Raw genomic sequence first — 24,244 nt, 5'->3', positions numbered from 1 at the left:
AATGAAAAGAAAAATTGTTCCATTTAAAAATATAAAAAGCTGTATCGAAGATGATCAACATGATTTGAACATGTATTTAATCTTGGATGCAGCGCAAGTTTCAGATCAAACTTTGCACTTTATCAATACATGGCGAAATGACGCAAGGTTAGAGTTTTATTCATTATTCTCAGGTACAACGGAGGGCAATGCACCTTTTGAAGTGGCCCCTGTACTTGTTTTAATCAATGATTTAGAGATGCTCGAAGAAGAAGGGTTTAGCTTTATTCATCAAACATGGAAAGATGAACAGGCTTTAAATCTGGTATGCAGTTCATTGGATTTGACTCAGTTTGTTAAAAAGATGAAACGCTATCTCACAGTAGAATTTCCTGATGGTACACAAAAATTATTTAGATGGTTTGATCCAAGAATTGTTAAAAAAATTCATAAAATACTGACAGATCAACAAGAAGATGAGTTTTTTGAGGGTATTACAAAATGGATCATTTCAATTCGAAATTATCAGGATGTAGATTCTAATCAATTAATGGTATTGGAGAATGCATAATGCTCATACTCAGCCAAGAAAAATTATATGAATTAGATGTTGAGCAAAATAAAGAATTTTTATATGACCTTGTCTATGAAATTATAAAAGAAAACCTAGCCCTTAAACTGAATGGGCAATTTGATCAGCTATTAGAACCTGTCCAAAGCCTGATCAATCTATATGTTGAAAAAGGTATCAATCAAATTTATACACTCAAATATATGGTGAAGAGCCATGTTTATTTGGGAATAGATTATACAAATGATCCGCAATATCTTTGGCTCAAAAATGAAATGCAGCATTACAATATTGCGGAGCAAGTGTCCTATGTAGATGCTTTTTATACACTTTTGGAAAGCTATAAAAGTGTGGTTTTAGGGCATAATTTTAAATTTGTTTTTAAAGCAATAGACCAGTTAAATCACAGTTTTAGTCATTCCAATCTTCAAGAAAATCTTTCAATTATTTATCCAGAAAAAATAGAGTTTTTAAAACAAAAAGATTTATTGGGTTCACTTCAAGAAAATTATTCCAATGATATCCAATCATATAAAGAGTATGTATTGGGAAAAGAATTTCATCATAACGTTTTTATAAAAAATTTGATTAATTTGGAGATTTAAGATGGGTGTTGGTGGTGCAAGTCCTACAGCGGGTGCTTCATGTGCAACGTGTTTAAGGAAGTTTACAGTTCATTTTCGGAGACCCTATAATTTTCAAAAAAGAACAAAAGAATATAAGGGAGAGTTTGGATTTGATTGGTTAAGAGATGAGTACATATTCCCTGTTTTTGAAATAAATAGAAAAATGCAGCCTGCGTTAATTAATAAAAATTACATTAGTGGTTTAAAGAAAGTATATATAGATGGTACACGGAAAATAACCCCTTGGGGTATAGAGTACATCCCATCTCATTTAGCAATTTTTGCAACTAAGGTAAAAGATAAAAATGCAAGTTCTAAAATTAATGTAGATGATGCACTATTATCTATTGAACTTCACCAAGTTGTCGGGGATGATGAAGTACCTCTACAAGATGATGGTACAAAAATAATATTTGAAACTAATGAAAAATGTATAAAAATTTCTACATCAACTGGTAATGAAAAAAGTAATCGTCTGGAGTTACCAATTTCTTTTTTCATAAAAAATAGGAAAAAAACAGATTTGGTAGATCAGTCTAGGTGGAGTTACAGTACTAAAAATGCAATTAGAATATCTTGTGAAGGAGCAACAACTAAAGGTGCTCTAATTAGTGTAAAAGCAATAAAAGGGAATAATATTTTTGAAGTTGGGCAAATGAGCGTTTTTGCAAATGATAAAGTTCCAATAGCTAAAATATGCTTTGTTGATGTTAGTTTTAATCAAAATAAAGTTCAACGGCCTACAGGTACAGGATTGGAATATAGTTTAAAATATGAATCTTTTAATCAAGCACTTATACGACCTAAAATAGTAAGAGATACAATTTTTAATATAAAGGACATGTTAGATAAAAATAAAACATGGGACTTGGAAGGATTTTATAATAAATATTATGTAAATCAAACGAAAAACAGTTTAGGTAATAGTATAATTAGCAATACTTTAGATGATGAATTTAAGCACGATTTAATCTTTTTATCGATATTATGTAGCAACCGCACAAAATTATAATAATCAATTATTTAATAAGAAAGAAGCCAAATTAAATTTAGCTTCTTTAAAAATAACTATCAGCAATCTATACAAAACCAATATTACTAACGATTACCTTTACTTCGATTATGTGTAATGCAAAGCATTTCACAATTATCTAAAGTTGTTGCACCGCCTTTACTCCAAGCCTGAACATGGTCTGCATCCATTTCTTTGAGTAAGTAAATCTTTGTCTTATTAGCATTGTTACCATTGGCACATAACGGACAATTTGAGATACTTTTTTGATTAGCGTCATTGGTTTGTAATGCGTAAGCTTTTCGCTTGGTTGCATCGTCAAATATACGAACATCCAATAAGCGTGTATCAGTTTCACCGCCCAATATGTATTCAAAAATTCCTTTTCTGTTTTTTACATAAGGGTCTGCATACAGTCTTTTAACATCATCAGCTATTTTAGTCGGGTTGTAAGCAATGGTTTTATAGCTTTCGTACAAGCTACCCCATTCTAAACCTTTCATTTCTTTTTCAATATTAAGAAAAATGGTACTCGCCCAATCTATAACAGTGTTGAAATAAGTAGTTAGCTCGTTTATATGATTGTCGTGGCGGTGCTGCCCCATGTAATCACTAACATTGCCTTTACTCACCCAATTTAGGGCTGTAGCTAAGAAATCCTGACGAATAGCACTACCACTAACAAAGCTACTCCATTTTTGAATTAAAGCGTTTTGAGAGTTGCTGAATTGGGCTTTCGCCAATGTAACAAATGAGCCTGAATACACCGCATTTAGTAGTTCTTGTTCATTAAGTGGAACACCCGATATATTGATAGTTTTAAACCATTCCTTAATTTCGGTTTCAGTACCATTGCATTCGTAAACTAAGATCGTTGTATCTAGTATTTTCTGCTTTTGGTCTTTAGGTAAACTATGGAAATATTGTGGGGTTTTGCTACCTTCAAAAAATATAGCGAACTTTCCTGTTAAAAACCGTCCAATACTTGTGATTCTTTGCTGACCATCTAACACCTCAAAAGTATCATCACCTGTCTGATTAAAGTAAATTAATCCTAATGGATAGCCCTTTAAAATGGATTGAATAACAGCTACGTCTTTTTTACCATCTGCGTATATATAATTCCGTTGATATTCAGGCTGAATAGTCAATTTACCCGACAAGCCAAATAAACCTTTTCCCTCAAGTTCGTTATAAATAAAGCCTTCGCATAGGTCTTTGATCGTGATTTTGGTATTTAAATTTGTTTGCATTTATTTCCCCTGACTTGCTTCTGTTGTTATCACATTCAGCATCATTTGCATGATTGCGATACAATCTAGTCCATTCCTTACTTTAATTTTCTTAAATTCAGCATTTTGATTGATGTTAAAGTTTGATGAAGTCATTGAACCTAGATATGCAATGCTTTCATCCAACATCATTGCGTTTGTCGCACCGCCAATGAAAAAAATCACAAGCTCTCTTTTTAAGTTTAAGTCATTATCAAAGTAACATTCCTTTAGTGTTTTAGTTGTAGTTTTACCATAATGAATTTTTCCATTTTCTTTCACGTAATAATCAGACTTATAATCTAAGGCAAACAAGAATCTAAGGTAAAAATCTTTTTCAATTTCTCCTTTTTTAATATCATTCTTGTACCCACCAAGTATGTCAAAATCTTGGGAAACAACTTTTTCAATTGATTTAAATGGAAAAGATGAGCGTATCTCTACTGTCTTGGTAAGAGATTTATAATCATCCGAACCATGCTGTAGCCATTTCTTATGAATTTTCAAATCTATTTGATCAATAGAGTTATTACCACTATCCAATTCAATTACAACATTGGGATTTTTGTTGTAGTGAGTAAGCATAGAAAAACATAGTTGTTCTATTATCAATCCACAAAATGATTTTAATTTAATCTCAATTTCATCCCTAGCAACTCCTGATGAACTAGCTGAATTAAATTGTATAGAACTCAACCTAGATTTAGCAGTCTGAATAATATTTTTGCTACGTTCATTGTTAGGACTTAAAGTGATTTTTTGTATTCTAAATGGAATATTTGAAAATGAGTGACAAAGAAAATTATTATCGGATGTTTTCAGAAGTGTATTATTCACACAATCAACATAGTAAATATCCATGCTTAAATTCTCTTATGACAAATTAAAACTCTTGAATACAAGCGTTTTCCATTGAGATATGCACGATCTAATTTTCCACGCCATTCTGCTAAAGCAATATTTTCTAATAGATCATCTTTTACATAAAAATCCATGCCTAAAATTTCAAATTGTTCAGGGTTGTATTTATCTAAAAAACTAATTGGTACGCCCATAACACCATCATAATCACTAGGAATAGCATTGGTAAAAGGCACTTCAATAGCATTGTAATTATCGTATAACTGATAAGCATTTTTACCTTCAATTTTAGAGTTAAATCTCTTATTGTCTGCGGTTGTCATTAGTTGTAATGGTTCGTGTCTACGTCCATGTTCAATGTTGGTAAACCATCTAACACCTTTTACTCGAATATATTTATTACCCTCGCTATCAACCCTAAACCCTGCTGCATTTAAAGGGTAGCTATCAGGAACTCTAAATTCACGATCACCACTACTGATTGTCGCACCAAGCCATACGATATTCTTTTGAATCAAAGGGAATATATCTTTATAAGTAAGGGAGTTCATATTCCCAACAATCGCAAATTTTTTCTCACCCTCCATAATCCATGCAATAAAATCACGGAATAGGGAGAATGGGGGGTTGGTTACAATTATATCGGCTTGATCACGCAACGCTTTGACTTCATCACTTCTGAAATCACCATCACCTTTGAGGTACTGCCAATGAATATCGTTAATATCAACCACGCCATCTTTAGTTATATCGCTTTCTAGTTCAAAAAACTTGCCACAAGCAGTAGATTTATCACTATCAAATTGAGGGCTTTTTTCTTCAAATAATGAAGGTTGATAAGATTGATCACCTTGTTTGTTCTTAGGGGCATAACTTGTGCTTATAAGTTTTTTCAAGCCTAACCGACTAAAATTTTGAGCAAAATATAATGTGAAATTACTCCATTCAGGGTCATCACAGGGCAATAAAACTACTTTATCTCTAAATACATTTGAATCAAATTCTAAGTAAGCATTCATTTCTTTTTCAATATCAACATATTGAGTATAAAATTCATCATTTTTAGCTGATCTTGCTTTTGAGAGATTCGTATTTTTCAAAACGCTGTTCATATTGAAATCCAAATTTATATTAAATTAACCGAATGTCTTTACAATCAATCGCTTTGAGTATTTGAAGCATGAATATTGCCCCAAATGTACCACGATTGATCTTATTGCTAATGTTTTGCGGTGTTTCAGATATACCCATTGATTCTAATTTCTTTGCTAGATCAATCAAGCTTATATTTTTTCGGGCAATTTCTGCCTTAATTAAGCCTTTGGCATAGTCTTTCCATTCATCATCACTCACGGTTTGACCTCTTAAAAATAAACGACATAGTATGTCGCTAAAATATTTTAAATCATTATATTTGATGATTAAAAACATTACAATATATTTAGCATATCGTGTTTGTGATGGGTGATTTTATGAAAAAAGAATCTAAGCAACATTTTTTATTATCAGCTAAGGCACGTACTTTATCAGTCTGCGAGGTCATGCAAATCACGCATGAACAAGCATTCTTATTATTCAAGGAAATGCGGTGGGGTAAAGCTCACCCAATTTGCCCTCACTGCCAAACACAAGATAATCACTATTTTATTCGTGGTCGCAGACAATGGCGGTGTAAATGCTGCAACCATACATTCAGCGTAACATCAGGTACGATCTTCGCTTTCCATAAATTGCCACTTAAAATCTATTTAGTTGCCATTGCCATTTACGCTAATGCAGTTAAAGGTTTATCTGCTTTACAGCTAGGTCGGGATTTAGGTGTGCAATACAAAACTGCTTTTGTGTTAGCACATAAAATCCGTGAAAGCTTGATTGAGCAACGTGACGATGAATCACTCTCAGGTGAAGTTCACATGGATGGTGCGTATGTTAATGGGCATATTCGACCTAAAAATCGTAAAGAAGATCGTATTGATAGACGCAAAGCTGAACATCAAAACCCGAACAAACGATGTATCATGGTGCTACGCCAAAAAACAACAAATAGTGATATGCAAGGTGCTGATAAAACCAAAACCTACGTGATTTATAGTGAAAATCAAATGGATATTAATCAGCTTGCAAATGAGCATATTAATCTAGGCTCAACTATTCATTCTGATGAAAGCACAGCATACGATACACTCAATGCTCGGTTTGCAACCAAACGAGTGAATCACCAATATGAATACTGTTCAGAAGAAGGCATTACCAATAATTTAGCTGAAAGTTATTTTAGTCGCTTTAGACGGATGCAGTTAGGACAAATGCACAAGTTTGGCGTGATGTACCTTGCCAACTACGCCAATGAAGCAGCTTATCGTGAAGATACTCGCAGATGGTCAAATGGTGAAATCTTTACTGATATTCTGAGTAAATGCGCCCAAACAGCAACGCATAAAGATTGGTGTGGCTATTGGCAGGGTAATAAGCGTAAAACTGAACGACTAGCATGTTAATTAGACCAATTGCCATAAATAAGGTCGTGTACTCGCATCAATACAACTCACAACACCCTTATCACGCAATCGCCTTAAAATGACAACCACATTTGACTCTATATCTTTCGCTTGAATATCGACAAGGTGTTTAGTATCAATAATTCTGCTTGATATTTCCTTACAACTTAGCGGTTGGTTGAAATCTCGCAAGCAATCCAAAAGCAATGACTGTAGTTCACCTTTAGCAAAGTATGGATTGCGTTGATTGGTTCGCTTGGCTTTAACAGTGCGTAAATCAAACTCAGGTGAAAACAGCTTAATGGTATGATCTATATGGGATAATGCAGCCGAAATACGTTGAATTTCTTTTTTATGTACGCTGATCTGACCAAGTAACTCTGCACGTTTTGAAATTAAACTTGAAACTACATGCGATTCAGCCATTTCATTCATCCTTTTTTTAAAGAATTATTGTAAACAGCGAATCGTTTTATTTATTGTGCGGTTGCTACATAATAGCGCTTTTTATTTCAGAAATATGCAAAAGTTAATGGTTTAATAAATTCTGATTCTAATGATGTTACATATGTTTTTTTTACAAATACACAATGTTCATATACCAAAAATGGTCAAATTTTTAATAGAAAAGGTAGTGCTATTTTTGCACCTGAAGCAGGATCTAATAGGAAAAAAGTATGGGGGAACTCAGTTGTTATTTATCATCATGGAGCAACTGAATTGGAGACTGTAGTTCATGAAATAGTTCATAGCTTTGGATTATCCCATGTATTCCAAAATGGGAAAGATATACCATATTGTTTTCATAAAGGTTTTACCGATAATTTTATGGATTATGAGGATACTGATGAAGATCCACCTAAAAAATCGCTTTATAAAGGTAATCAAATAGCTTTATTTAGGCATCAATGGTTACTTATGCGTAACGATAGAAGCTTAGATTACAATGGATAAAGATATTATGAAATTTTTGATTTTATTAGTAGTAATTTTAAGTCTGTCTGCTTGCTCATTTGACTCAAATAAGGATAATTGTAGTTTAAAAAATAGTGAAAATATAAAAAATGAAAATGGCTATGATGTTCGAGTAGCTAGAGATATATCATCATTTGTTGAAAATAATAAAATTTATTTAAATTATGATCAAAATGAAATTGTTAAAAGATATTTTGAGTTAAATAGTCATTATTTAGTATTGAAAGTTCTAGATAGTCTTTCTCCTGAAGTAGGTTTTAGTGATGGTACTGTTAATAATAATGTGAAGAGGAATTTTGATTACATTTCTCGTCTTTCAGCTAATAGTAATTTAAAGGGTAATCATATGTTTTTTAGTAGTGATAACTATGTTCCTTATAGTGAGCAATTAGAAGAAGAAATTGTATCTATGGTTAAAGATCAGATTTATGTGGTAAGTGGTGATAAAGTGGGTGGGGTAGATTTGAATAGTAAAGTTAGTACTTTTATAAAAAAACTAAAATGTAGTAATTCAAATGAACCTGAAGTAGAAGAATGGAATGTAAATGATATGCACATTGTTTTGGAAGCTGATGGAAAACAAATTAAAAATAGGAAATATAATAGTTTGAATTTTTTTATTTATTTTACAAAGAAAACGGATAAAAAATATGAGACATCAATATATTAGTGTTTTATATCTATGATATTGAAAATCATATAAAAATTTTATACCTTTGATAAGGCTTAATAAGTTATGAGGAAAATTTTAACTATTTTTATATATTCTTTTTTTCTATTTGCATGTGCTCCTAATGAGCCATTAGATCATCTATGCCAGATAAATAACAAAACTAAGAAAAGCGATACTCGAAGTGACGTAAAGGAAATATCGAGAGATATTAATTTATTTGTTGTTAATCATGATTTGTATTTGGACTATAATTTTAAAAAAATATATAGCAAATATAAGGAAATGAATTCAAATTATTTGAAGTTAAAAGTTATAGATCGATTATCTGCTACTCAAGGTTTTGATAATGGAATAGTTCACAATGAAAATTTTGAAGATAATTATCATCATATGTCTACATTAGAAGTACGAACTACAGGACAAGGTCCAAATACAAATTATTATGCTAGTGATAATTTCGTTCCATTTGATGAAAATATCCATAAAAATATCGATCAATCAATTTCTGATCAAATTTTTTTAATAAATTCAGTAGCTTTAGATAAAAGCAGTCTTGATAACTTCATAGAAAATTTTTTAACTAAAGGGCGATGTCAAGGTGGGGATCAGTACAGAAAGGTTATTTCTGAAAAGAATTTTAATGGTGTACATATTATCTTGGAATCTGAACCTGAATGGTTTGTAAGCAAAGGTCAAGTCAATAGTTTTGCTTATACTGTATACTATACAAAAATGACAGATAAAAATTATGAAAAATCATTATATTATTAAATTTAAAACTGTATTCCTGATATGTTTTTCTTTGACATCCTATAGTTTTGGAGCGAATGTAGAAAATCGAATTTTTAATTTTGAAGATAAAGAAATATCAGCGTTATCTTCTGAAATAAATTACTCAAGATTTGCACCAGTAAACCAGCTTAATTTAAAAGCAATGTCTGTAGATTTAGGCGAAATAATAAAGAACCTTGAAAAAATAGATTATATCAATAGGGATACAGTCTCGCATAGTAAACGCTATGAAGTGCTATCCTATGGTTTGACGACCAAGAAAATTTATTTTTTTAATAATAGCAGTCAAACATCTGATCTCTTTTCTGAGATTTATGCAACGAACTCTAAATTTAATCAACTCAAAAGCATTCGTCTAGGGTTAAGTGTTGAATACAATGGGAAAAGATTTAAAAAAATGAATACAGATCCGATTGTTCCCACAAGTTTTATTTCTGCTCTGAATGTGATTGATGAGAGGAAATCAAAAGAGGTGTATGTTTCACTCATGAAGCAACATATTTTAAATATAAAAAATAATGTGAATGAGTATTGTGAATTTTTAGTGACGACGAGAGTAAATGTTAAGGATTATTGGTTAGAATTAAATACTGAACTCACAAAGAATAATACTTATTTCAATATTTACCAAAGTAAAGGAATTCCTCAAAAATGCAATTTGTGAAATTCTTTGTTTGGATTTTTTGCTTAGTCCCTTTTCCGGCATCCTGTGGTGATTATAGAAAAACTAATAGTGATGGTGATTTCGTATCCCCTCAGCAGTAGATGCTTTATGAATATAGTTTCCTAAACGAGATTAAAGCTTTTATAATAATTTAAATTCAATAGCTTAAATCTTGATAATTTGAAATTCGAGGCTTAAGGATATCCAATTGAGCACTCAGATCAATTCCATATCTACCGTGAATAAGCTATATTAATGGCACCAAAAATAGACAATCAACAACATGCAAAATTTACAACAACTCTTTATCAACACCCAAGAAAACTACGAATTGATCCCTGATTTTATCGATCTGCTTTTAGCATCGGATATTTATTGTTTGGGAACACAAGATCAGCATAAAAAAATTCAATTCCGTATTCTAGAAACACCCGAAGGTGATCAAGCAATACCATTCTTCATAGAGCTAGAAACCATTCAAAATGATATTGGAGTCGATGCTGAATATATCGCTTTAAATACACGGCAGTTTTTTGAAATGACTCAAGGGGCAACATTGGTATTGAATCCAACTTCTGAATTATCAAAAGAATTTCAACCTGAAGAAATTAAAGCAATTTTAGAGATTGATGAAGCAATTTAAAAATGTGCAGGATTCAATTTCTCCAGCACTTCATCAATTTTTTTCAACCGTTTGATTTCATCCCATAAGGCTTTGGCTTCGGGGTAATGCTTAGACATCATCCCAATCCATTGTTTATAACGGCCGACCATGTTCAGCTCTTTTTTATATGGACCATTTAAAAAACGAATTTGTAAATTTAATAGTTCAGACCAAGTGATAAGTGGTTCATCTGTATTTTTACGAATACATTGTGTGAGATCTGGTGTAGTCACAGCACCACGACCAATCATCAAATCTTGGCAACCTGATTCAAGTTGGCATTGCTTCGCATCAGCATTGGTCCAGATTTCACCATTGGCAATCACATTGATCTTGAGTGCTTCACGAATCGGCTGTAGCTGATCCCAAAATGCTGGAGGGGTGTACCCATCAGCTTTGGTCCGAGCATGGACAGTGACCCAAGCTGCGCCAGCATCTTCAATGGCATGCGCATTTTCAAGGGTAAAATTTCGGTCCATATAACCTAAACGCATTTTTGCAGATACAGGAATATGTTTGGGTACTGCATCACGTACAGCCTTGACCAACTCATGTACAACCTCAGGCTCATCGAGAAGTACTGAACCACCTCTATGACGGTTTACTGTTTTAGCAGGACAACCAAAATTCATATCGATTGCAGGAGCACCTAATTCAGCAGCGCGTACCGCATTGGCTGCGAGCATTACAGGATTATTTCCTAAAAACTGAACATGTACTGGTGTGCCAGCAGCTGTTTTGCCTTGATTGTTTAGTTCTGGACAATAGCTATGGTAAACATGGTCAGGTAAGACCGAATCCGTTACACGGATAAACTCAGTCACGCACCAGTCAAAGCTACCGACATGTGTGAGAACGTCACGCATGATAGGGTCGGTTAAGCCTTCCATTGGGGCGAGTATAAGTTTCACGATTGTTACCTGATGAGATGAAAACAGCGTTATACGCATTTTTGTAGGAGATGTCTACTGATGCAAATATATTCTAGATCAGTGCTAAATGGAGTGTTATTGAAAAGTTGATCCATAAATTTTCATTATCGAAACCTCTATATAAAGTCGAGTTTTTTGCTGTGTATACATGTTTTTATAACCTAAATGTGATTCACAATCCTTCTCATTGGCTAAACTATGAAATCCTTTGCCTTATTTAACGATCACCCTTTGAGGGTAGAAACACAAGATCTCGGTTTCAATGTTTTGCCCAATGTAAAATTTGTTCGTTAATTCATCCAATCACTTAAATATTTAGAGTTCGATTGATTCCAAAAATTTAAAAACTTAACATTTTCAATGGGAATAATTTCGTCTAAAACGTCAGAAAAACTTCTTTCAGCTAAGAGAAAATGCGCTTGTTCTATGTTTAAATTTGTATTGGATGCTGAGTTAAGCTGTCACCAGAATTGATCTAAGGCAGTAATATTCCAGATCTAACTCATATAAAACAATTAAAACAATTTCTTCTGCTTCTGTATTAATATACTTATAGTAAGAATACAAAATACTGCCCATTTTTGTTCAGTGCTGCGTTTATCAACGATGCAAAATCATTTCCAAAACAAATTTAGAACCAATAAAGCCAACTGCCAATAAAAAGAATCCAATCATGGTAAAGCGAATGGCTTTCTGACCACGCCAGCCAAACTTATAGTGACCAATTAACAACGCACCGTAAACAAACCAAGACACAATACTAAACACAGTCTTATGTGCTAGGTGCTGTGCAAAGAAGTCATCAATGGTAAAGAAACCAAAAGATAAAGCGACAGTTAATAAAACAAAACCAGTAATGAGCATATCAAAAAGTAAGGATTCCATGGCTTGATATGATGGTAAGAAGTTGACCCAAATACGTTTTTTTTGTTTCTTTTTGAGTTCGCGGTTTTGAAACCAAATCAAAACGGCTTGTATGGTTGCCATGAGTAAAACGGCATAAGCAGATAAAGACAGAATGATATGGATGTCTAAACCGATAGAATGCTGTTCAATAAATTGATCTGGTTTACTAAAACAAAATCCTAAAATCAGACCAAAGGCTGCAACCGGAATGCCAATCAAATTTAGTGAAATAACAGGACGATAGGTACTATAAAGCATACTTAGAACCAACATTAACGCCGAGGTAAAAGACATCAAGTTAAAGACGTCGTAATTAATCCCTAGTGGTGTAAGTATGTCGTTATGCAGTACACTTGCATGTAATATCAGCCCTAAACCTGACATGATGCCAATAAACCATGGGTTTGCGGAACGTTTAGCCATTAAGTGCATGAACAAATACCAAAATGAAGAGGTATAGGCAATTAATGCTAAAATCGTATAAACCAAGGGGAGGCTAATCATGTCAAACCTTTTTCAGGATGATGAATATTCATGTTATAAGATATAAATTCCATGTGAACTACAGTATCCTATAGCATCTTGAGCATAAATTTTCTATTTTAAGAAAGATTTTTTTTGCTACTAGCTATTTTAAGCGGATTTTGCAATGTTTGATACCTTAACAGAACGACTCACGCAGAGTCTCAGAAATGTTACTGGCTCTGGGCAGCTAACCGAAGATAATATTAAAGATACCTTACGTGAAGTGCGTATGGCACTTCTTGAAGCCGATGTTGCTTTGCCTGTAACTCGTGAGTTTATTGCGAAAGTTAAGGAAGAAGCATTGGGTCAAGAAGTCATGACTCAGCTTTCACCAGGTCAAGCTTTCGTTAAAATTGTGTATGACGAACTCACCAAAATGATGGGTGAGGCAAACGAAAGTCTAGACTTAGCTGCAAAACCTCCTGTTGTGATTCTTCTCGCAGGTTTACAAGGTGCCGGTAAAACCACGACAGCTGCAAAACTTGGACGTTTCTTAAAAGAGCGTCAAAAGAAAAAAGTGGCGATGGTTTCTGCCGATGTTTACCGTCCAGCTGCGATCAAGCAACTGCAAACAGTTGCTGCTGAAGTGGGTGTTGATTTTATTGAATCGGATGCTTCTGAAGATCCGATTAAAATTGCACAACGTGCAATTGGTCAAGCCAAAATTAACTTTAATGATGTTTTGATTGTCGATACGGCAGGTCGTTTGCATGTTGATGATGACATGATGGACGAAATCAAAGCATTACACGCCGCAATTGGCCCAACCGAAACCCTATTTGTTGTTGATGCAATGACAGGTCAGGATGCGGCAAATACTGCCAAAGCCTTTAATGATGCATTACCATTAACGGGTGTTATCCTCACCAAAACCGATGGTGATGCACGTGGTGGTGCGGCGCTTTCGGTACGTGCAATTACTGGTAAGCCAATTAAATTTTTAGGTATGGGTGAAAAACTCGATGCCTTAGAGCCATTCCATCCTGAGCGTGTTGCACAACGTATCTTAGGTATGGGTGACGTACTTTCTTTAGTCGAAGAAGTTGAACGTAAAATCGACAAAGAAAAAGCCGAAAAAATGGCGAAAAAATTGCAAAAGGGTGGGAGCTTCAACTTTGAAGACATGCTGATGCAATTTGAACAAATGAATAAAATGGGCGGTATGATGGGCTTCTTGGATAAGTTGCCTGGCATGAGCAATTCAGGCATTCAAGATGCGATTGCGCAAGCAAATCCTGAAAAGCAAGTGAAAAAGATGGAAGCGATTATTCAATCGATGACCATCAAAGAACGTCGTAATCCAGACTTAATGAATCCGAGCCGTAAAAAGCGTATCGCAGCAGGCTGTGGTATGGATGTAGTTGAAGTCAATAAACTGATCAAACAACATGCGCAAATGGCGAAAATGATGAAGAAATTTGCCAATCCATCGGGTATGGCAAAAATGATGCGCTCATTGGGCGGGATGCAAAAACAGTTTGGCGGTGGTAGCGGTATGGGACCATTGTTTGGTAATAATGATAAAAAATAAGCCTCATTTATTTTATAAAAAGCGCCTTCGGGCGCTTTTTTGTTAAATAAAAATAACATACTTTTATTGGTTGTTTAGATATTCTAAGCACATTATTTGAATATGATTTAAACAATAATTGATAAGTAGTCTATTTATGAAAAAAGTATTTATCGTACACGGTTATAAAGACTCCCCTGAACAACATTGGTATCCTTGGTTGAAGCAGCAAGTATTGGCTATAGGGCATACATGTGAAATTATTCATCTAGAACATGCAGAACAACCTCGCTATGAGGTGTGGAAGCATAATATTACTCAGCAAATTAAGTCACTCAATGAAGATACCATCATTGTGGCACATGGCTTAGGTGGTATTGCCACTCTGGATTTCCTTTCAAGTGAAATATTGGGCCGAAAATTAGGTGCTTTGTTTTTAGTAGCAGGATTTAGTAAAAATTTATCCGTTGTACCTGAACTTAATTCATTTTTACAACAAGCCGAGGTTGACGATGCATTGTTAAGAATGAATATTCTCAATCGTTTTGTCTTTTTCTCCAACAATGATCCTTTTGTTCCAGCACCGATCAGTATTCAACAGGGTTATTCTCTGAATTCACAAATGATTGAAGTGAAAGATGCTGGGCATTTTATGGCAGCTGAGGGATATACTCGCTTAAACGTACTTTGGGAAAAGTTAGCGGTTTTATTACAACCTGAATCTCAATCTCGCACTCAAGTCGTATACTAGATTTATCTCGATTTGCTTTTGTTTTATTGATTTAGTTTTTGATAAAGCTCGTCAAGAATCTCCTGAGCGCGTTGCTCATTTTGAATCAAATTGCCTTGTTGATCCCAAACTTTACTGTCTAGAATCGAATAATCTTCACTTGGGCTTAATTTTAGTTCTGCTGCAGGTTTGCCATCTTCATACCATACCTTTTGAACGATGGGCTGAGCATCAAGATATTCTTCCTGTAGCCCAAGTTGACCATTTGAATAGTACGTTTCAGTTTTTCCAACTAATCTCTGGTCTTGGCTGGTCGATTTAAAGCTGACTTTTCCATTTTCAAAATAGCCCACAACTTCACCATCGACATATTTACTATCAAAGCTATTTAAGCCTTGAGGGGCTTTAATCCAAAAGGGATCAGATTGTTTTTTACGACTATTTTGATAGAAGTCCTGAACTAAGAAACGGCCATCTTTATCACGACCTAATAATTTTCTGAAATATCCATTTTCTACGGGTGTGAGTGAATAACCCTGATCCATGATTAAACCGCAGTCACAGGCTTCTTCACCTGCATCTGGAGCAAAGTAAGCAATAACGGGTTCAGTTGTTGCCATGGTTGTTGAAGATGAGTGCGTAGTTTGTAAACTGGTACACCCCACCATTGTGAAGCTCATTAAACAGGCACTAAGCAGTAAGGGTATCGTTTTCATAATGATTGCTCTTTTATCGTGTTTATGGTTGTATTTATTAAAAATGGAAGATTGCTGATCTTCCATTAAATTGTATTTGGGTTTAAGCGGTTTGTCGATCTATATAGAACTGTAAGCCTTTAAGTAATAAATCTGATTCAATTCTTGGTTGATATTTCTCAAGAAATTGTGCAAATAGATTGGCATCACCGCCTGTTAAAATAAGCTTGCGTGGTTGTTGCTCAAGCACTTTTTCAATGGTGCTTAACAGCCCTAAGAAAATGCCATGATGTACTGCATCTATGGTATTCCGACCAGGACTCAGCTCTGAAAAAGCCGCATCTGGAATTTTAATACCTTTGGTTTTTTGAATTAAAGAATCGCGTTGTAAATAGAGGTTAGGCAGAATATAACCGCCTAAATGTTGTAAGCCTTGGGTTAAATCAATTGTTAAAGCTGTACCACAGCTAATCACACACAAGTCATCATCAGCTTTCGCCACGGCCAAAACTTGTAACCAACGATCGATTCCAAGTTGTTCTATATGGTCATAGCCACAACGTAATCCTGCATATTCAGCATGCACTTTGGCAAAAGTCACCGGAATATCGAGTAATTTTAAAATCTGGACAATGCGTTCGTTGTTCTTTTTATCTTGGACTGAGGAGATTCCAATTTTGTCTAAGCCTAAACCACGAAAATGTTGAATTAAACCCAGTAGCAGATCCGCAGGGGATTGGAGATGTAATTCTGCTGCCTGTTGGATAATTTGATTATTTTCAGTAATCCAATATTTTAGACGGGTATTTCCTATATCTAACCAAAGTGCTTTCATGATTTTGCCTAATTGAAACTGAACACAATCTGCATAATTATTTTATTTGAAAATATTGAACGACTTAGAGAGCCTCTCAATCTGATCAATCAAATAGGGCAAATAACCTGCGGTTCATTTTGCTGAACGTTGTTCCGTACTGTTAGTAACTGTTTGCTATGATCTTTGGATCAATACGATTACTGCGCAATATATAGCGAAATGTATAGCGAAAAAAGCCCTGTTTTAAATAGGGTCTGTTGATAATTCGTCTATGTTTGCGACTACGTGTGTTTTTTAGGCGATACTAGGCGCGAAATACGAAATTTAGTTATTCTAAATCAGTAGTTCGTAACAACGTAGCGGCAAAAAACACGCTAGTCCCGAAGGGTTGTGGCTAAAATTATCTCAGCCTTCGTTATGAAACTCGAAAATAGTCTGGCTATTCTCTCCGTTTCATGCCTTGCCTGCTCAATGTTAACCTACAACGCAAGCCATTTATGAAATGTCAACAGCCCCTAATTGCCGATCACTTTTTCACGATACATCTGATCAATCCATCTCATTTTAGAAAACAGATCACCTCGTTATTTATGCTTCAGCTAAGCGTAAACGCCCCTGATAGACATTGACTAAACCTTGAGCCGTCAATAAATTCAGTGCACCATCATCAGAAATCCCTTTGAAAATACCTTCAATTGAATTTTGAATTTGTTCAAAATAAACCTGCTGATCCATAAAGGCAGCATAGTGATTAAATCGTGCTGAGAGGTTATAGCAACCATGATCAAACCATTGTCCGGCTTGTTGAATTGCCAAATACATTTCTGCAATGATTTGGATTCGATTTGGAAATTGTAGGCCTAATTGCATTAGCGAGGTGGCTTGTTGAGTCACATTTTCTTTAGGGATCGGAAATAAGTTGATCCCGATTCCAACAATGGCTTGATGTGGTGAAATGGGCTCAACCAAAATTCCGCCCCATTTTCCTTGAGGGCTATATAGGTCATTGGGCCATTTAATTTGTAATTCTGGTAAATTCTTAAGTGTTGGCATTTGTAAGATATTTAAAGCAATTTCCAATGCTAAACGCCCATCTAAGGGTGTTCGTGTTTCAAGCAATGTGCTTAAATAAATATTACCAATTGGCGAAACCCATTCCCGTTGGTGCTGACCTCGTCCTTGAGTCTGAGTTTCACTACAGACCAAAACTGTCTTGACGCCGCTGAGCGCAATTTCACGCACATCATCATTGGTCGATGCTGTAGTCTGCTTTAAAAGCAGCACTTCAGGGAGCTCATTTGTTTGTGTAAGAAGTTGTCTAAGATGACGAGTCTCTAAATCCATGTTGAATCTGAGAAGAGTGAAGGAACATTTATGGAGTTAATCATATATTTAGGTATTGGTGCAATCGCAGGATTTGCTGCTGGGCTATTTGGTGTTGGCGGTGGCTTAATTATTGTACCAATTCTCTATGTGGTCTTTACCAAAATGGGCTATGATCCTTCGGTCATTATGCACATGGCATTGGGAACTTCACTTGCAACTATTATTGTAACTTCAATTAGTTCTGTAACAGCGCATCATAAAAAAGGTGCAGTACTTTGGAGTGTTTTTAAAAACTTAGCTCCAGGTTTGGTGATTGGCTCATTTATTGGTGCTGGCATTGCAGATATTTTATCAGGTCAGCATTTACAATTGATTATTGGGGCATTTGCAATTTGGGTGGCATTTAAAATGTTTAAAGGGGCCAATGTCAAAGTCGATGAATCTAAACAATTGCCGACTGCACCTATGCAAATGCTGGCTGGTGGGGGAATCGGGGTCGCATCGGCAATTTTTGGTATTGGTGGCGGAAGTTTAACTGTTCCATATCTCAACAAAAATGGTGTGGTGATGCAAAAAGCCGTTGCAACATCAGCAGCTTGTGGGTTACCGATTGCAATCGCAGGGGCATTAGGCTTCATGTTCTTCGGCGCGCAAGAACCAATTGAAATTAAAAATTCAATTGGTTATGTCCATATCTATGCCTTTATTGGGATCAGTGTGATGAGTTTTATCACCGCCAAATTCGGCGCAAAGGTTGCGCATGCGCTTTCTCCAGCCATGTTGAAAAAATGTTTTGCATGTTTACTTACAGTTGTTGGTCTTTATTTTATTTATCAAGGAATTACTAAGTAGATTCCGATCAAAGGTACTTTTTCTAAACACTAAATTGACTTAAAATGCATTAAAATTGTCGGACAATGTCATGGTTTCAATTGAATTAAATCAGGTAAAACTAAAATAATGACAATTGACATTGTCTGAGAAAGAATAATAAACCCAAGATAGGAATTATATGCATTCGGAAGAAGTGGATAGCCTTTCAGAACAAATTGCCAAACATATTAGTGAACAAATTATTAGTGGCGAGTTGGTTGAAGGAGAAAGAATACAAGAACTACGTATTGCCAAAGAACTGGATGTCAGTCGTGGCTCAGTACGAGAAGCCCTTTTGCTTTTAGAAAGAACCCACTTGATTGAAATTTATCCTCGCCGTGGTGCTATTGTCTCAGAAATGTCAGCTCAACAAGTACGCGCATTATTTGATACCAGTGCACTGTTATTAGGTCAAATCGTGCAACGTATGAGTGAAACATGGCGTAATCATGAGGCTGAAGCGATCCAGCAGATGATGAATCATTTGGTTGAGCAAGTGAAGCAAGGCAATACTGAAAAGTTTTATGATGGTATTTTTCAATTTTTATCGGGGCAACAAGACATGGTGGGGAATCCCTACCTGATGAAATTTTATAAAGAGTTGTTACCCTCACTCCGAAGAAGTTATTTTTTAACCTTAAATACTTCAAGACGCGAGCTTCAAGAAGCTTTAGAATTGCTTAAGTTGGTGATTGACGCAATTTTAATCCGAAAATCACAACAAGCTACTTTATTTATGGAAGATTTTTGTCGACACTTACGTAATCTGGTGTTGGAATCTCTGACACGGATGAAACAAATCGAACTCGCTTGGGCGCGGAGATCGCGTCGGTAATTACTAGGACATTATGCGTTTAAGCAGCTTAAAACTTTCAGGCTTCAAATCTTTTGCCGATAGTACAACACTACAATTCAAAGATAACCGTACAGCGGTGGTTGGTCCTAATGGTTGTGGTAAATCCAATGTGATTGATGCTATCCGTTGGGTGATGGGGGAATCCAGTGCACGCCAGCTCCGTGGTGGCAGTATGCAGGATGTTATTTTTACAGGAACGGCAAAACGTAAACCTGTAGGTATGGCAAGTGTAGAACTGCGCTTTGAAAACACCTATGGCAAATTAGGTGGGGCCTATAACGCGTATACTGAACTTGCTGTTCGCCGTCAAGTGAATCGTGATGGAAAATCTGAATACTTTCTCAATGGGACGAAGTGCCGACGTCGTGATATTACCGACATTTTCTTGGGTACAGGCTTAGGTCCTCGTTCCTACGCAATCATCGAACAGGGAATGATTAACCGTTTGGTTGATGCCAAACCTGAAGAAATGCGTATTTTTCTTGAAGAGGCTGCTGGGGTTTCTCGTTATCAGGCTCGTCGTCGTGAAACACTACAACACTTAGAACATACCACGCAGAACTTAGACCGTCTCGAAGATATTGCTTCAGAACTCAAATCACAGCTTAAAACCTTAAAACGTCAGTCTGAAACTGCGGTTCAATATAAGACTTTAGAAACTGAAATTCGTACATTAAAGATAGAAATTCTATCTTTTCAGTGTGATCGTAGTTCCCGTTTACAAGAACAATATACGGTTGAAATGAACGAATTGGGGGAGCACTTTAAATTGGTGCGCTCTGATATGAGTACCTTGGAACATGATCTGACTTCAACCAATGAGTTGTTCCAACGTCTGATTCAACAGTCCACGCCTTTGCAAAATGAGTGGCAACAAGCTGAGAAAAAACTCTCTGAGTTGAAAATGACTTTGGAACAGAAACAAAGTTTATTTCAACAAAACTCAGAAGCTTTGGGAAGTTTTGAACAGCAAAAAGCTCAAACCAAAGAAAAAATTCAGTTGATGGAATTGCAATTGGAAACCTTGCACAGTCAATTGGAGCAGCAGACTGAACATTTACAACATGCTGAGGCTGATACACAACAACGTAGCCAAGCATTTACCGATTTAAAAGCGCAGCAATTGCAAGCACAACAACAATATGAACAGGTCAAAGTTCAAGTTGAAAAGCAACAGCAGCAAAAAGCACAAATGCAGGCGCAAATTGAACAACTTGCAAAAAATGTTGCACGTATTGAGCAGCAGAAAGACACCTTAAAAACCCAAGCAGTTCAGGTTCAAAGTCAATTTAAAATTGAAGATGTTCAACAACTTGAGCAAGAAAAATTAGCAATACAAGCTGCGATTGTTGAATTAGAACAAAAAATTAATCAAGCAAAGCAGCAGTTTGAACAGCTACACGAGCGCATTAATCAGCAAAAAGCTCAGATTTCAGCTTTAAAATCTGATGTACAAGTGTTGCAATCTGAACAGAAAAACCTCACCCAATTAATGGCGAAGAGTGTTGTAAATAGTAAGGCTGATACTGTGCAATTGATGCAGGTATTAACGCTGAATGAACATGGCAAAGCACATGCACAGCTGGTTGAAAAATTTTTAGCCAAATGGTTGTCAGCCCATATTGTTGATCAAAATGCTGATTTTGCTGAAAGTATGGCACGCCAGCTTAAAGCATCAGGCTCACAAGATAAAATTCAAATGAATGGAGTGGCGTGTCTAGCAGATTGGATTGAATCTCCACAGTATTCACTGTGGAGTCAAGTTGTTGTAATTGAAAACCTTGCTCAAGCTTTAACGGAAAAAGCACAGTTAAAAGTAGGGCAAAGCATATTGACGCTGGATGGTTATCATGTCGGTCAAGATTGGGTGATTGGTTTGTTCTTTGATGAGTCGAGTCAGGCTGCACAGGGTGCACTCAGTCATCGTATTCGCCTTGAAGAAATTGAAACACAACTTACGCAGCTACAACCACAGTTGATTGAAGCTGAAACTATATTGCCGAGTTTAAATCAGCAATTGCAGGATCTGCAAAAACAGATTCAAATAGAGCAAGATACGCTAAAACATCAGCAAAAACAGCTACAACTGTTTGATGTGCAAATTGCTAAGCAGCAAAGTGCTTCACAAGCATTTGAGTTGCAGAAAGTTCAGCTCAATAGTCAATTGCAACAGTTAGATGAGCAACTTGAAGAAGATGCAATGCAGAAAGATGATCTTGAAATCGATATGCACTCGGTCATCCTCAAGCTTGAACAAAATCTTCCTGAGTTTAAAACCTTGCAATTCAAATTGGACGAGCTCAATGAGCACGTTGAAGAACAACAACAGCAATTACAGCTTAAACAACAAGATTCCGAAACCACACGTCGTCTCGCTGAACAAAATAAACAGCAAATTGAATTATTAGACAAAGACCTATCTTTCTCTAAAACGCAATATCAACAAATTATTGCGCAAATGGCGCAAGCCAAGAAGTTTGTAGATCCAATTCAATTGGAATTACCAAGTCTAGAATCGCAATATGCTGAGCAGGCACAACAAACTGAAAAACTGCAAAGAACTTGGAGTGAGTGGCAAGTTGAATTGAATAATATTCAATCTAAACAGCAACAACTTACAGAAATGCGCCATTTGCATCAGCAAAATGATGAGCAATTGCGTACAAAACTGGAAGAGCGACGTTTAGCTTGGCAAGCGGCAAAATCAGATTTCCAGCATTATTCAGATCAACTCAAAGAGATGAATGCTGAAGTTAAGCAAGGTGTATTGATTGATTTACCTGCACATCAAGAAAAATTTGAGAAAGCACAGCGTCAGTTTGAGAAATTAGGCGCGGTCAATTTAGCAGCTTCAGAAGAATATGAAGAAGTTTCTAAGCGCTTTGAAGATCTAACCCATCAAATGCAAGATTTGGAAAATACGGTTGGGCAATTGAAAGATGCCATGAAGACCATTGACCAAGAAACCAAAAAATTATTTATGGGGACTTTTGATCAGGTTAATGCTGAATTAAAAGTACTATTTCCAAAAGTCTTCAATGGTGGTGAAGCCAGTTTAAGCCTTGAGGATGATTGGCAGTCTGGCGTAAAGCTGATGGCACGCCCACCGGGTAAGAAAAATAGTTCATTGGCTTTGTTATCTGGTGGTGAAAAAGCATTAACGGCATTGGCTTTGGTATTTGCTATTTTCCGTTTGAATCCTGCACCTTTCTGTGTTTTGGATGAAGTTGATGCGCCTTTAGACGATGCTAACGTTGGTCGTTTTTGTAATTTAGTAAAAGAGCTTTCTGATCAAGTCCAATTCATTTACATTACACATAATAAAGTTGCAATGACGATGGCAACCGATTTGCTGGGTGTGACGATGCCTGAACCAGGCACATCAAAGCTCGTCACTGTGAATTTGGAAGAGGCAAGAGAATACGGTTTAGCCGCGGAGTCATAGTATGGAAGTCACCACAATTATTGGAATTGTTGTTGCAGTAATCATCATTCTGGTGGGTTTAAGGATGGTGCTACGAAAGCCCAATGATGCCGCACCTTCTTTAGAGTCTGAATTGCATATCAATGAAGATTGTAAGCAACCCGTGATTCCTCGTCATGTACGAGATCAATTGCGAACAGATCGTGAGTCTCAAGAGCAAGTGCGTGTTGAACCGAATTTAACTGCTTTAGACTCGGTCGAAGTTGTAGATGAAAAACAGCAAAAGATTGAGGATGCAGCAGCGGAGTCGAATGTTGTTCAGTCAACTGAGCTTGAGCATGCAGCAATTACACAACAAACTGAAAAGACGGATACAGTGGCAAGTGCTGAATCCACAACAGAATCTGAAAAAGCACTTAATGTGCAAACAGAACCGACGACTCAAACTAATGATTCTGCCAAAGTCGTAATCAGTCAGGACAAAGAGGAAGCTTTTCAGTTTAATGCCCATGTTGAAACAGCTGAAATCAAAGAGTTTGATGAGGAAAGCAGTATTTTAGATGTTCATTTAAACGAGCAACAAAAATATGATGATGAAAGCGTATTGTCTACGGCTGAAACTATTATTGCACTGAATGTTTATCCGAATCCACGTAAAGCATTGTCCGGGGATAAAACCTTAAAAATGTTGTTAAAATATGGTTTACGTTTTGGTGAACTCTCTTGCTTCCATCGTTATGAGAATCCAGAGGAAGAAAGCCATTTACTGTTTTCTGTATTACGTGTCACCGACAACGGTCCAGATGGTTTTGATTTAGAAACCTTATCGACTGAACAAGTTCAAGGTTTGGCTTTTTTCTTGGCACTCCCTCATTCAGATGTGCAAAAAGGCTTTGATACCATGGTCAGTATTGCTGGCTTAATTGCTCGTGAAATAGACGGTACGGTCTATGATGAGAACAATCTTGAATTTACCCCACAACTGAAAGAGCATTGGCGCCATAAAGCGATCGATTATCGTTCAGGGCATGACGCTTAGCATAACGTCATATTTACTTTATAAT

Annotated in this window: 25 protein-coding genes; 15 read left to right on the top strand and 10 right to left on the bottom strand. The window is 35.9% G+C overall.

The genetic code is table 11. The features are described 5' to 3' along the window. Nucleotide 1 precedes the first annotated feature (1 nt). Genes AC4CUY_RS17640 through AC4CUY_RS17630 form a run of 3 tightly spaced genes read left to right on the top strand, consistent with a single transcriptional unit; the run spans nucleotide 2 to nucleotide 2,188 of the window. A complete protein-coding gene (locus AC4CUY_RS17640) occupies nucleotides 2–550 on the top strand; it encodes a DUF4123 domain-containing protein (RefSeq protein WP_423853065.1) in 549 nt (182 codons plus the stop codon). Continuing rightward, nucleotides 550–1,155, top strand: a complete 606-nt coding sequence (locus AC4CUY_RS17635) for a hypothetical protein (protein WP_490774516.1) — start codon at nucleotides 550–552, stop codon at nucleotides 1,153–1,155. Before AC4CUY_RS17640 ends, AC4CUY_RS17635 begins: the two co-directional genes overlap by 1 nt. Nucleotide 1,156: 1 nt before the next feature. Beyond that, nucleotides 1,157–2,188 carry a hypothetical protein gene (locus AC4CUY_RS17630; protein ID WP_490774515.1) on the top strand — a complete coding sequence of 344 codons (1,032 nt, stop codon included), beginning with the start codon at nucleotides 1,157–1,159 and terminating at the stop codon, nucleotides 2,186–2,188. A gap of 86 nt (nucleotides 2,189–2,274) precedes the next feature. Here AC4CUY_RS17630 and AC4CUY_RS17625 read toward each other — a convergent pair whose 3' ends face one another. Genes AC4CUY_RS17625 through AC4CUY_RS17610 form a run of 4 tightly spaced genes read right to left on the bottom strand, consistent with a single transcriptional unit; the run spans nucleotide 2,275 to nucleotide 5,673 of the window. Next, on the bottom strand, nucleotides 2,275–3,441 hold the full coding sequence (locus AC4CUY_RS17625; RefSeq protein ID WP_284887784.1) for an HNH endonuclease family protein: 1,167 nt from the start codon (nucleotides 3,439–3,441) through the stop codon (nucleotides 2,275–2,277). Beyond that, nucleotides 3,442–4,320 carry a hypothetical protein gene (locus AC4CUY_RS17620; protein ID WP_120384336.1) on the bottom strand — a complete coding sequence of 293 codons (879 nt, stop codon included), beginning with the start codon at nucleotides 4,318–4,320 and terminating at the stop codon, nucleotides 3,442–3,444. It abuts the gene before it with no gap. A gap of 2 nt (nucleotides 4,321–4,322) precedes the next feature. Next, a complete protein-coding gene (locus AC4CUY_RS17615) occupies nucleotides 4,323–5,432 on the bottom strand; it encodes an adenine-specific methyltransferase EcoRI family protein (protein WP_120384337.1) in 1,110 nt (369 codons plus the stop codon). A gap of 19 nt (nucleotides 5,433–5,451) precedes the next feature. Next, nucleotides 5,452–5,673, bottom strand: a complete 222-nt coding sequence (locus AC4CUY_RS17610; protein ID WP_120384338.1) for a DUF6471 domain-containing protein — start codon at nucleotides 5,671–5,673, stop codon at nucleotides 5,452–5,454. 119 nt (nucleotides 5,674–5,792) lie between these two features. Between AC4CUY_RS17610 and AC4CUY_RS17605 the strand changes: the two genes are divergently transcribed. Further along, entirely contained in the window at nucleotides 5,793–6,818 is a 1,026-nt protein-coding gene (locus AC4CUY_RS17605) for an IS1595 family transposase (RefSeq protein ID WP_300044046.1), read from the top strand. Here the strand turns inward: AC4CUY_RS17605 and AC4CUY_RS17600 are convergent, their stop codons facing one another. Continuing rightward, nucleotides 6,819–7,244, bottom strand: a complete 426-nt coding sequence (locus AC4CUY_RS17600) for a hypothetical protein (RefSeq protein WP_284887794.1) — start codon at nucleotides 7,242–7,244, stop codon at nucleotides 6,819–6,821. A gap of 294 nt (nucleotides 7,245–7,538) precedes the next feature. Between AC4CUY_RS17600 and AC4CUY_RS17595 the strand changes: the two genes are divergently transcribed. From AC4CUY_RS17595 to AC4CUY_RS17575, 5 genes are all read left to right on the top strand, one after another. Next, nucleotides 7,539–7,772, top strand: a complete 234-nt coding sequence (locus AC4CUY_RS17595) for a hypothetical protein (protein ID WP_490774514.1) — start codon at nucleotides 7,539–7,541, stop codon at nucleotides 7,770–7,772. A 7-nt stretch (nucleotides 7,773–7,779) separates the two neighbouring features. After that, complete coding sequence (locus tag AC4CUY_RS17590; RefSeq protein WP_335954537.1) at nucleotides 7,780–8,463, top strand: hypothetical protein; 684 nt, start codon at nucleotides 7,780–7,782, stop codon at nucleotides 8,461–8,463. A 66-nt stretch (nucleotides 8,464–8,529) separates the two neighbouring features. After that, nucleotides 8,530–9,237 (top strand): hypothetical protein, encoded by a 708-nt coding sequence (locus AC4CUY_RS17585; RefSeq protein WP_336954326.1) that lies wholly within the window; start codon nucleotides 8,530–8,532, stop codon nucleotides 9,235–9,237. Beyond that, nucleotides 9,215–9,922, top strand: coding sequence for a hypothetical protein (locus AC4CUY_RS17580; protein ID WP_483770642.1), 708 nt, complete (start codon nucleotides 9,215–9,217; stop codon nucleotides 9,920–9,922). The genes AC4CUY_RS17585 and AC4CUY_RS17580 overlap by 23 nt, the downstream gene beginning before the upstream one ends. Before the next feature lie 283 nt (nucleotides 9,923–10,205). After that, complete coding sequence (locus AC4CUY_RS17575; RefSeq protein ID WP_483770643.1) at nucleotides 10,206–10,565, top strand: SseB family protein; 360 nt, start codon at nucleotides 10,206–10,208, stop codon at nucleotides 10,563–10,565. On the opposite strand, the gene AC4CUY_RS17570 is transcribed toward AC4CUY_RS17575, so the two are convergent. Both AC4CUY_RS17570 and AC4CUY_RS17565 read right to left on the bottom strand, forming a co-directional pair. Then, nucleotides 10,562–11,497: a tRNA dihydrouridine synthase gene (locus AC4CUY_RS17570; protein WP_336954328.1), complete on the bottom strand. Its 936-nt coding sequence runs from the start codon at nucleotides 11,495–11,497 to the stop codon at nucleotides 10,562–10,564. The two genes, AC4CUY_RS17575 and AC4CUY_RS17570, sit on opposite strands and share 4 nt — an antisense overlap. A 621-nt stretch (nucleotides 11,498–12,118) precedes the next feature. Further along, nucleotides 12,119–12,928, bottom strand: a complete 810-nt coding sequence (locus tag AC4CUY_RS17565; protein WP_336954330.1) for a cytochrome C assembly family protein — start codon at nucleotides 12,926–12,928, stop codon at nucleotides 12,119–12,121. A 145-nt stretch (nucleotides 12,929–13,073) separates the two neighbouring features. Here AC4CUY_RS17565 and ffh point away from each other — a divergent pair, with 145 nt between their 5' ends. After that, the gene (gene ffh / locus AC4CUY_RS17560) at nucleotides 13,074–14,480 is read left to right on the top strand and encodes a signal recognition particle protein (protein WP_490774513.1); all 1,407 of its coding nucleotides are present in this window, start codon (nucleotides 13,074–13,076) and stop codon (nucleotides 14,478–14,480) included. Nucleotides 14,481–14,616: 136 nt separating this feature from the next. Next, nucleotides 14,617–15,210: an RBBP9/YdeN family alpha/beta hydrolase gene (locus AC4CUY_RS17555; protein ID WP_336954332.1), complete on the top strand. Its 594-nt coding sequence runs from the start codon at nucleotides 14,617–14,619 to the stop codon at nucleotides 15,208–15,210. Nucleotides 15,211–15,233: 23 nt separating this feature from the next. Here the strand turns inward: AC4CUY_RS17555 and AC4CUY_RS17550 are convergent, their stop codons facing one another. From AC4CUY_RS17550 to AC4CUY_RS17540, 3 genes are all read right to left on the bottom strand, one after another. Further along, nucleotides 15,234–15,905, bottom strand: a complete 672-nt coding sequence (locus AC4CUY_RS17550; RefSeq protein WP_336954333.1) for a toxin-antitoxin system YwqK family antitoxin — start codon at nucleotides 15,903–15,905, stop codon at nucleotides 15,234–15,236. Between the two features lie 82 nt (nucleotides 15,906–15,987). After that, a complete protein-coding gene (locus AC4CUY_RS17545) occupies nucleotides 15,988–16,719 on the bottom strand; it encodes a type III pantothenate kinase (RefSeq protein WP_004724053.1) in 732 nt (243 codons plus the stop codon). A 570-nt stretch (nucleotides 16,720–17,289) separates the two neighbouring features. Beyond that, nucleotides 17,290–18,045: a biotin--[acetyl-CoA-carboxylase] ligase gene (locus tag AC4CUY_RS17540; RefSeq protein WP_490774512.1), complete on the bottom strand. Its 756-nt coding sequence runs from the start codon at nucleotides 18,043–18,045 to the stop codon at nucleotides 17,290–17,292. Between the two features lie 30 nt (nucleotides 18,046–18,075). Between AC4CUY_RS17540 and AC4CUY_RS17535 the strand changes: the two genes are divergently transcribed. The 4 genes from AC4CUY_RS17535 (at nucleotide 18,076) to AC4CUY_RS17520 (ending at nucleotide 24,219) form a co-directional block, all read left to right on the top strand. Then, a complete protein-coding gene (locus AC4CUY_RS17535; RefSeq protein ID WP_336954335.1) occupies nucleotides 18,076–18,879 on the top strand; it encodes a sulfite exporter TauE/SafE family protein in 804 nt (267 codons plus the stop codon). A gap of 160 nt (nucleotides 18,880–19,039) precedes the next feature. After that, nucleotides 19,040–19,735 carry a GntR family transcriptional regulator gene (locus tag AC4CUY_RS17530; protein WP_004724049.1) on the top strand — a complete coding sequence of 232 codons (696 nt, stop codon included), beginning with the start codon at nucleotides 19,040–19,042 and terminating at the stop codon, nucleotides 19,733–19,735. A 13-nt stretch (nucleotides 19,736–19,748) separates the two neighbouring features. Then, nucleotides 19,749–23,201: a chromosome segregation protein SMC gene (gene smc, locus AC4CUY_RS17525; protein ID WP_490774511.1), complete on the top strand. Its 3,453-nt coding sequence runs from the start codon at nucleotides 19,749–19,751 to the stop codon at nucleotides 23,199–23,201. Between the two features lies 1 nt (nucleotide 23,202). Then, entirely contained in the window at nucleotides 23,203–24,219 is a 1,017-nt protein-coding gene (locus tag AC4CUY_RS17520) for a cell division protein ZipA C-terminal FtsZ-binding domain-containing protein (protein WP_419820001.1), read from the top strand. Nucleotides 24,220–24,244 lie beyond the last annotated feature (25 nt).

This window comes from Acinetobacter sp. 778_lipA, from assembly GCF_058242985.1.
The sequence above is the reverse complement of the archived record's forward strand: the minus strand, read 5'-3'. Positions and strand labels throughout refer to the sequence as shown.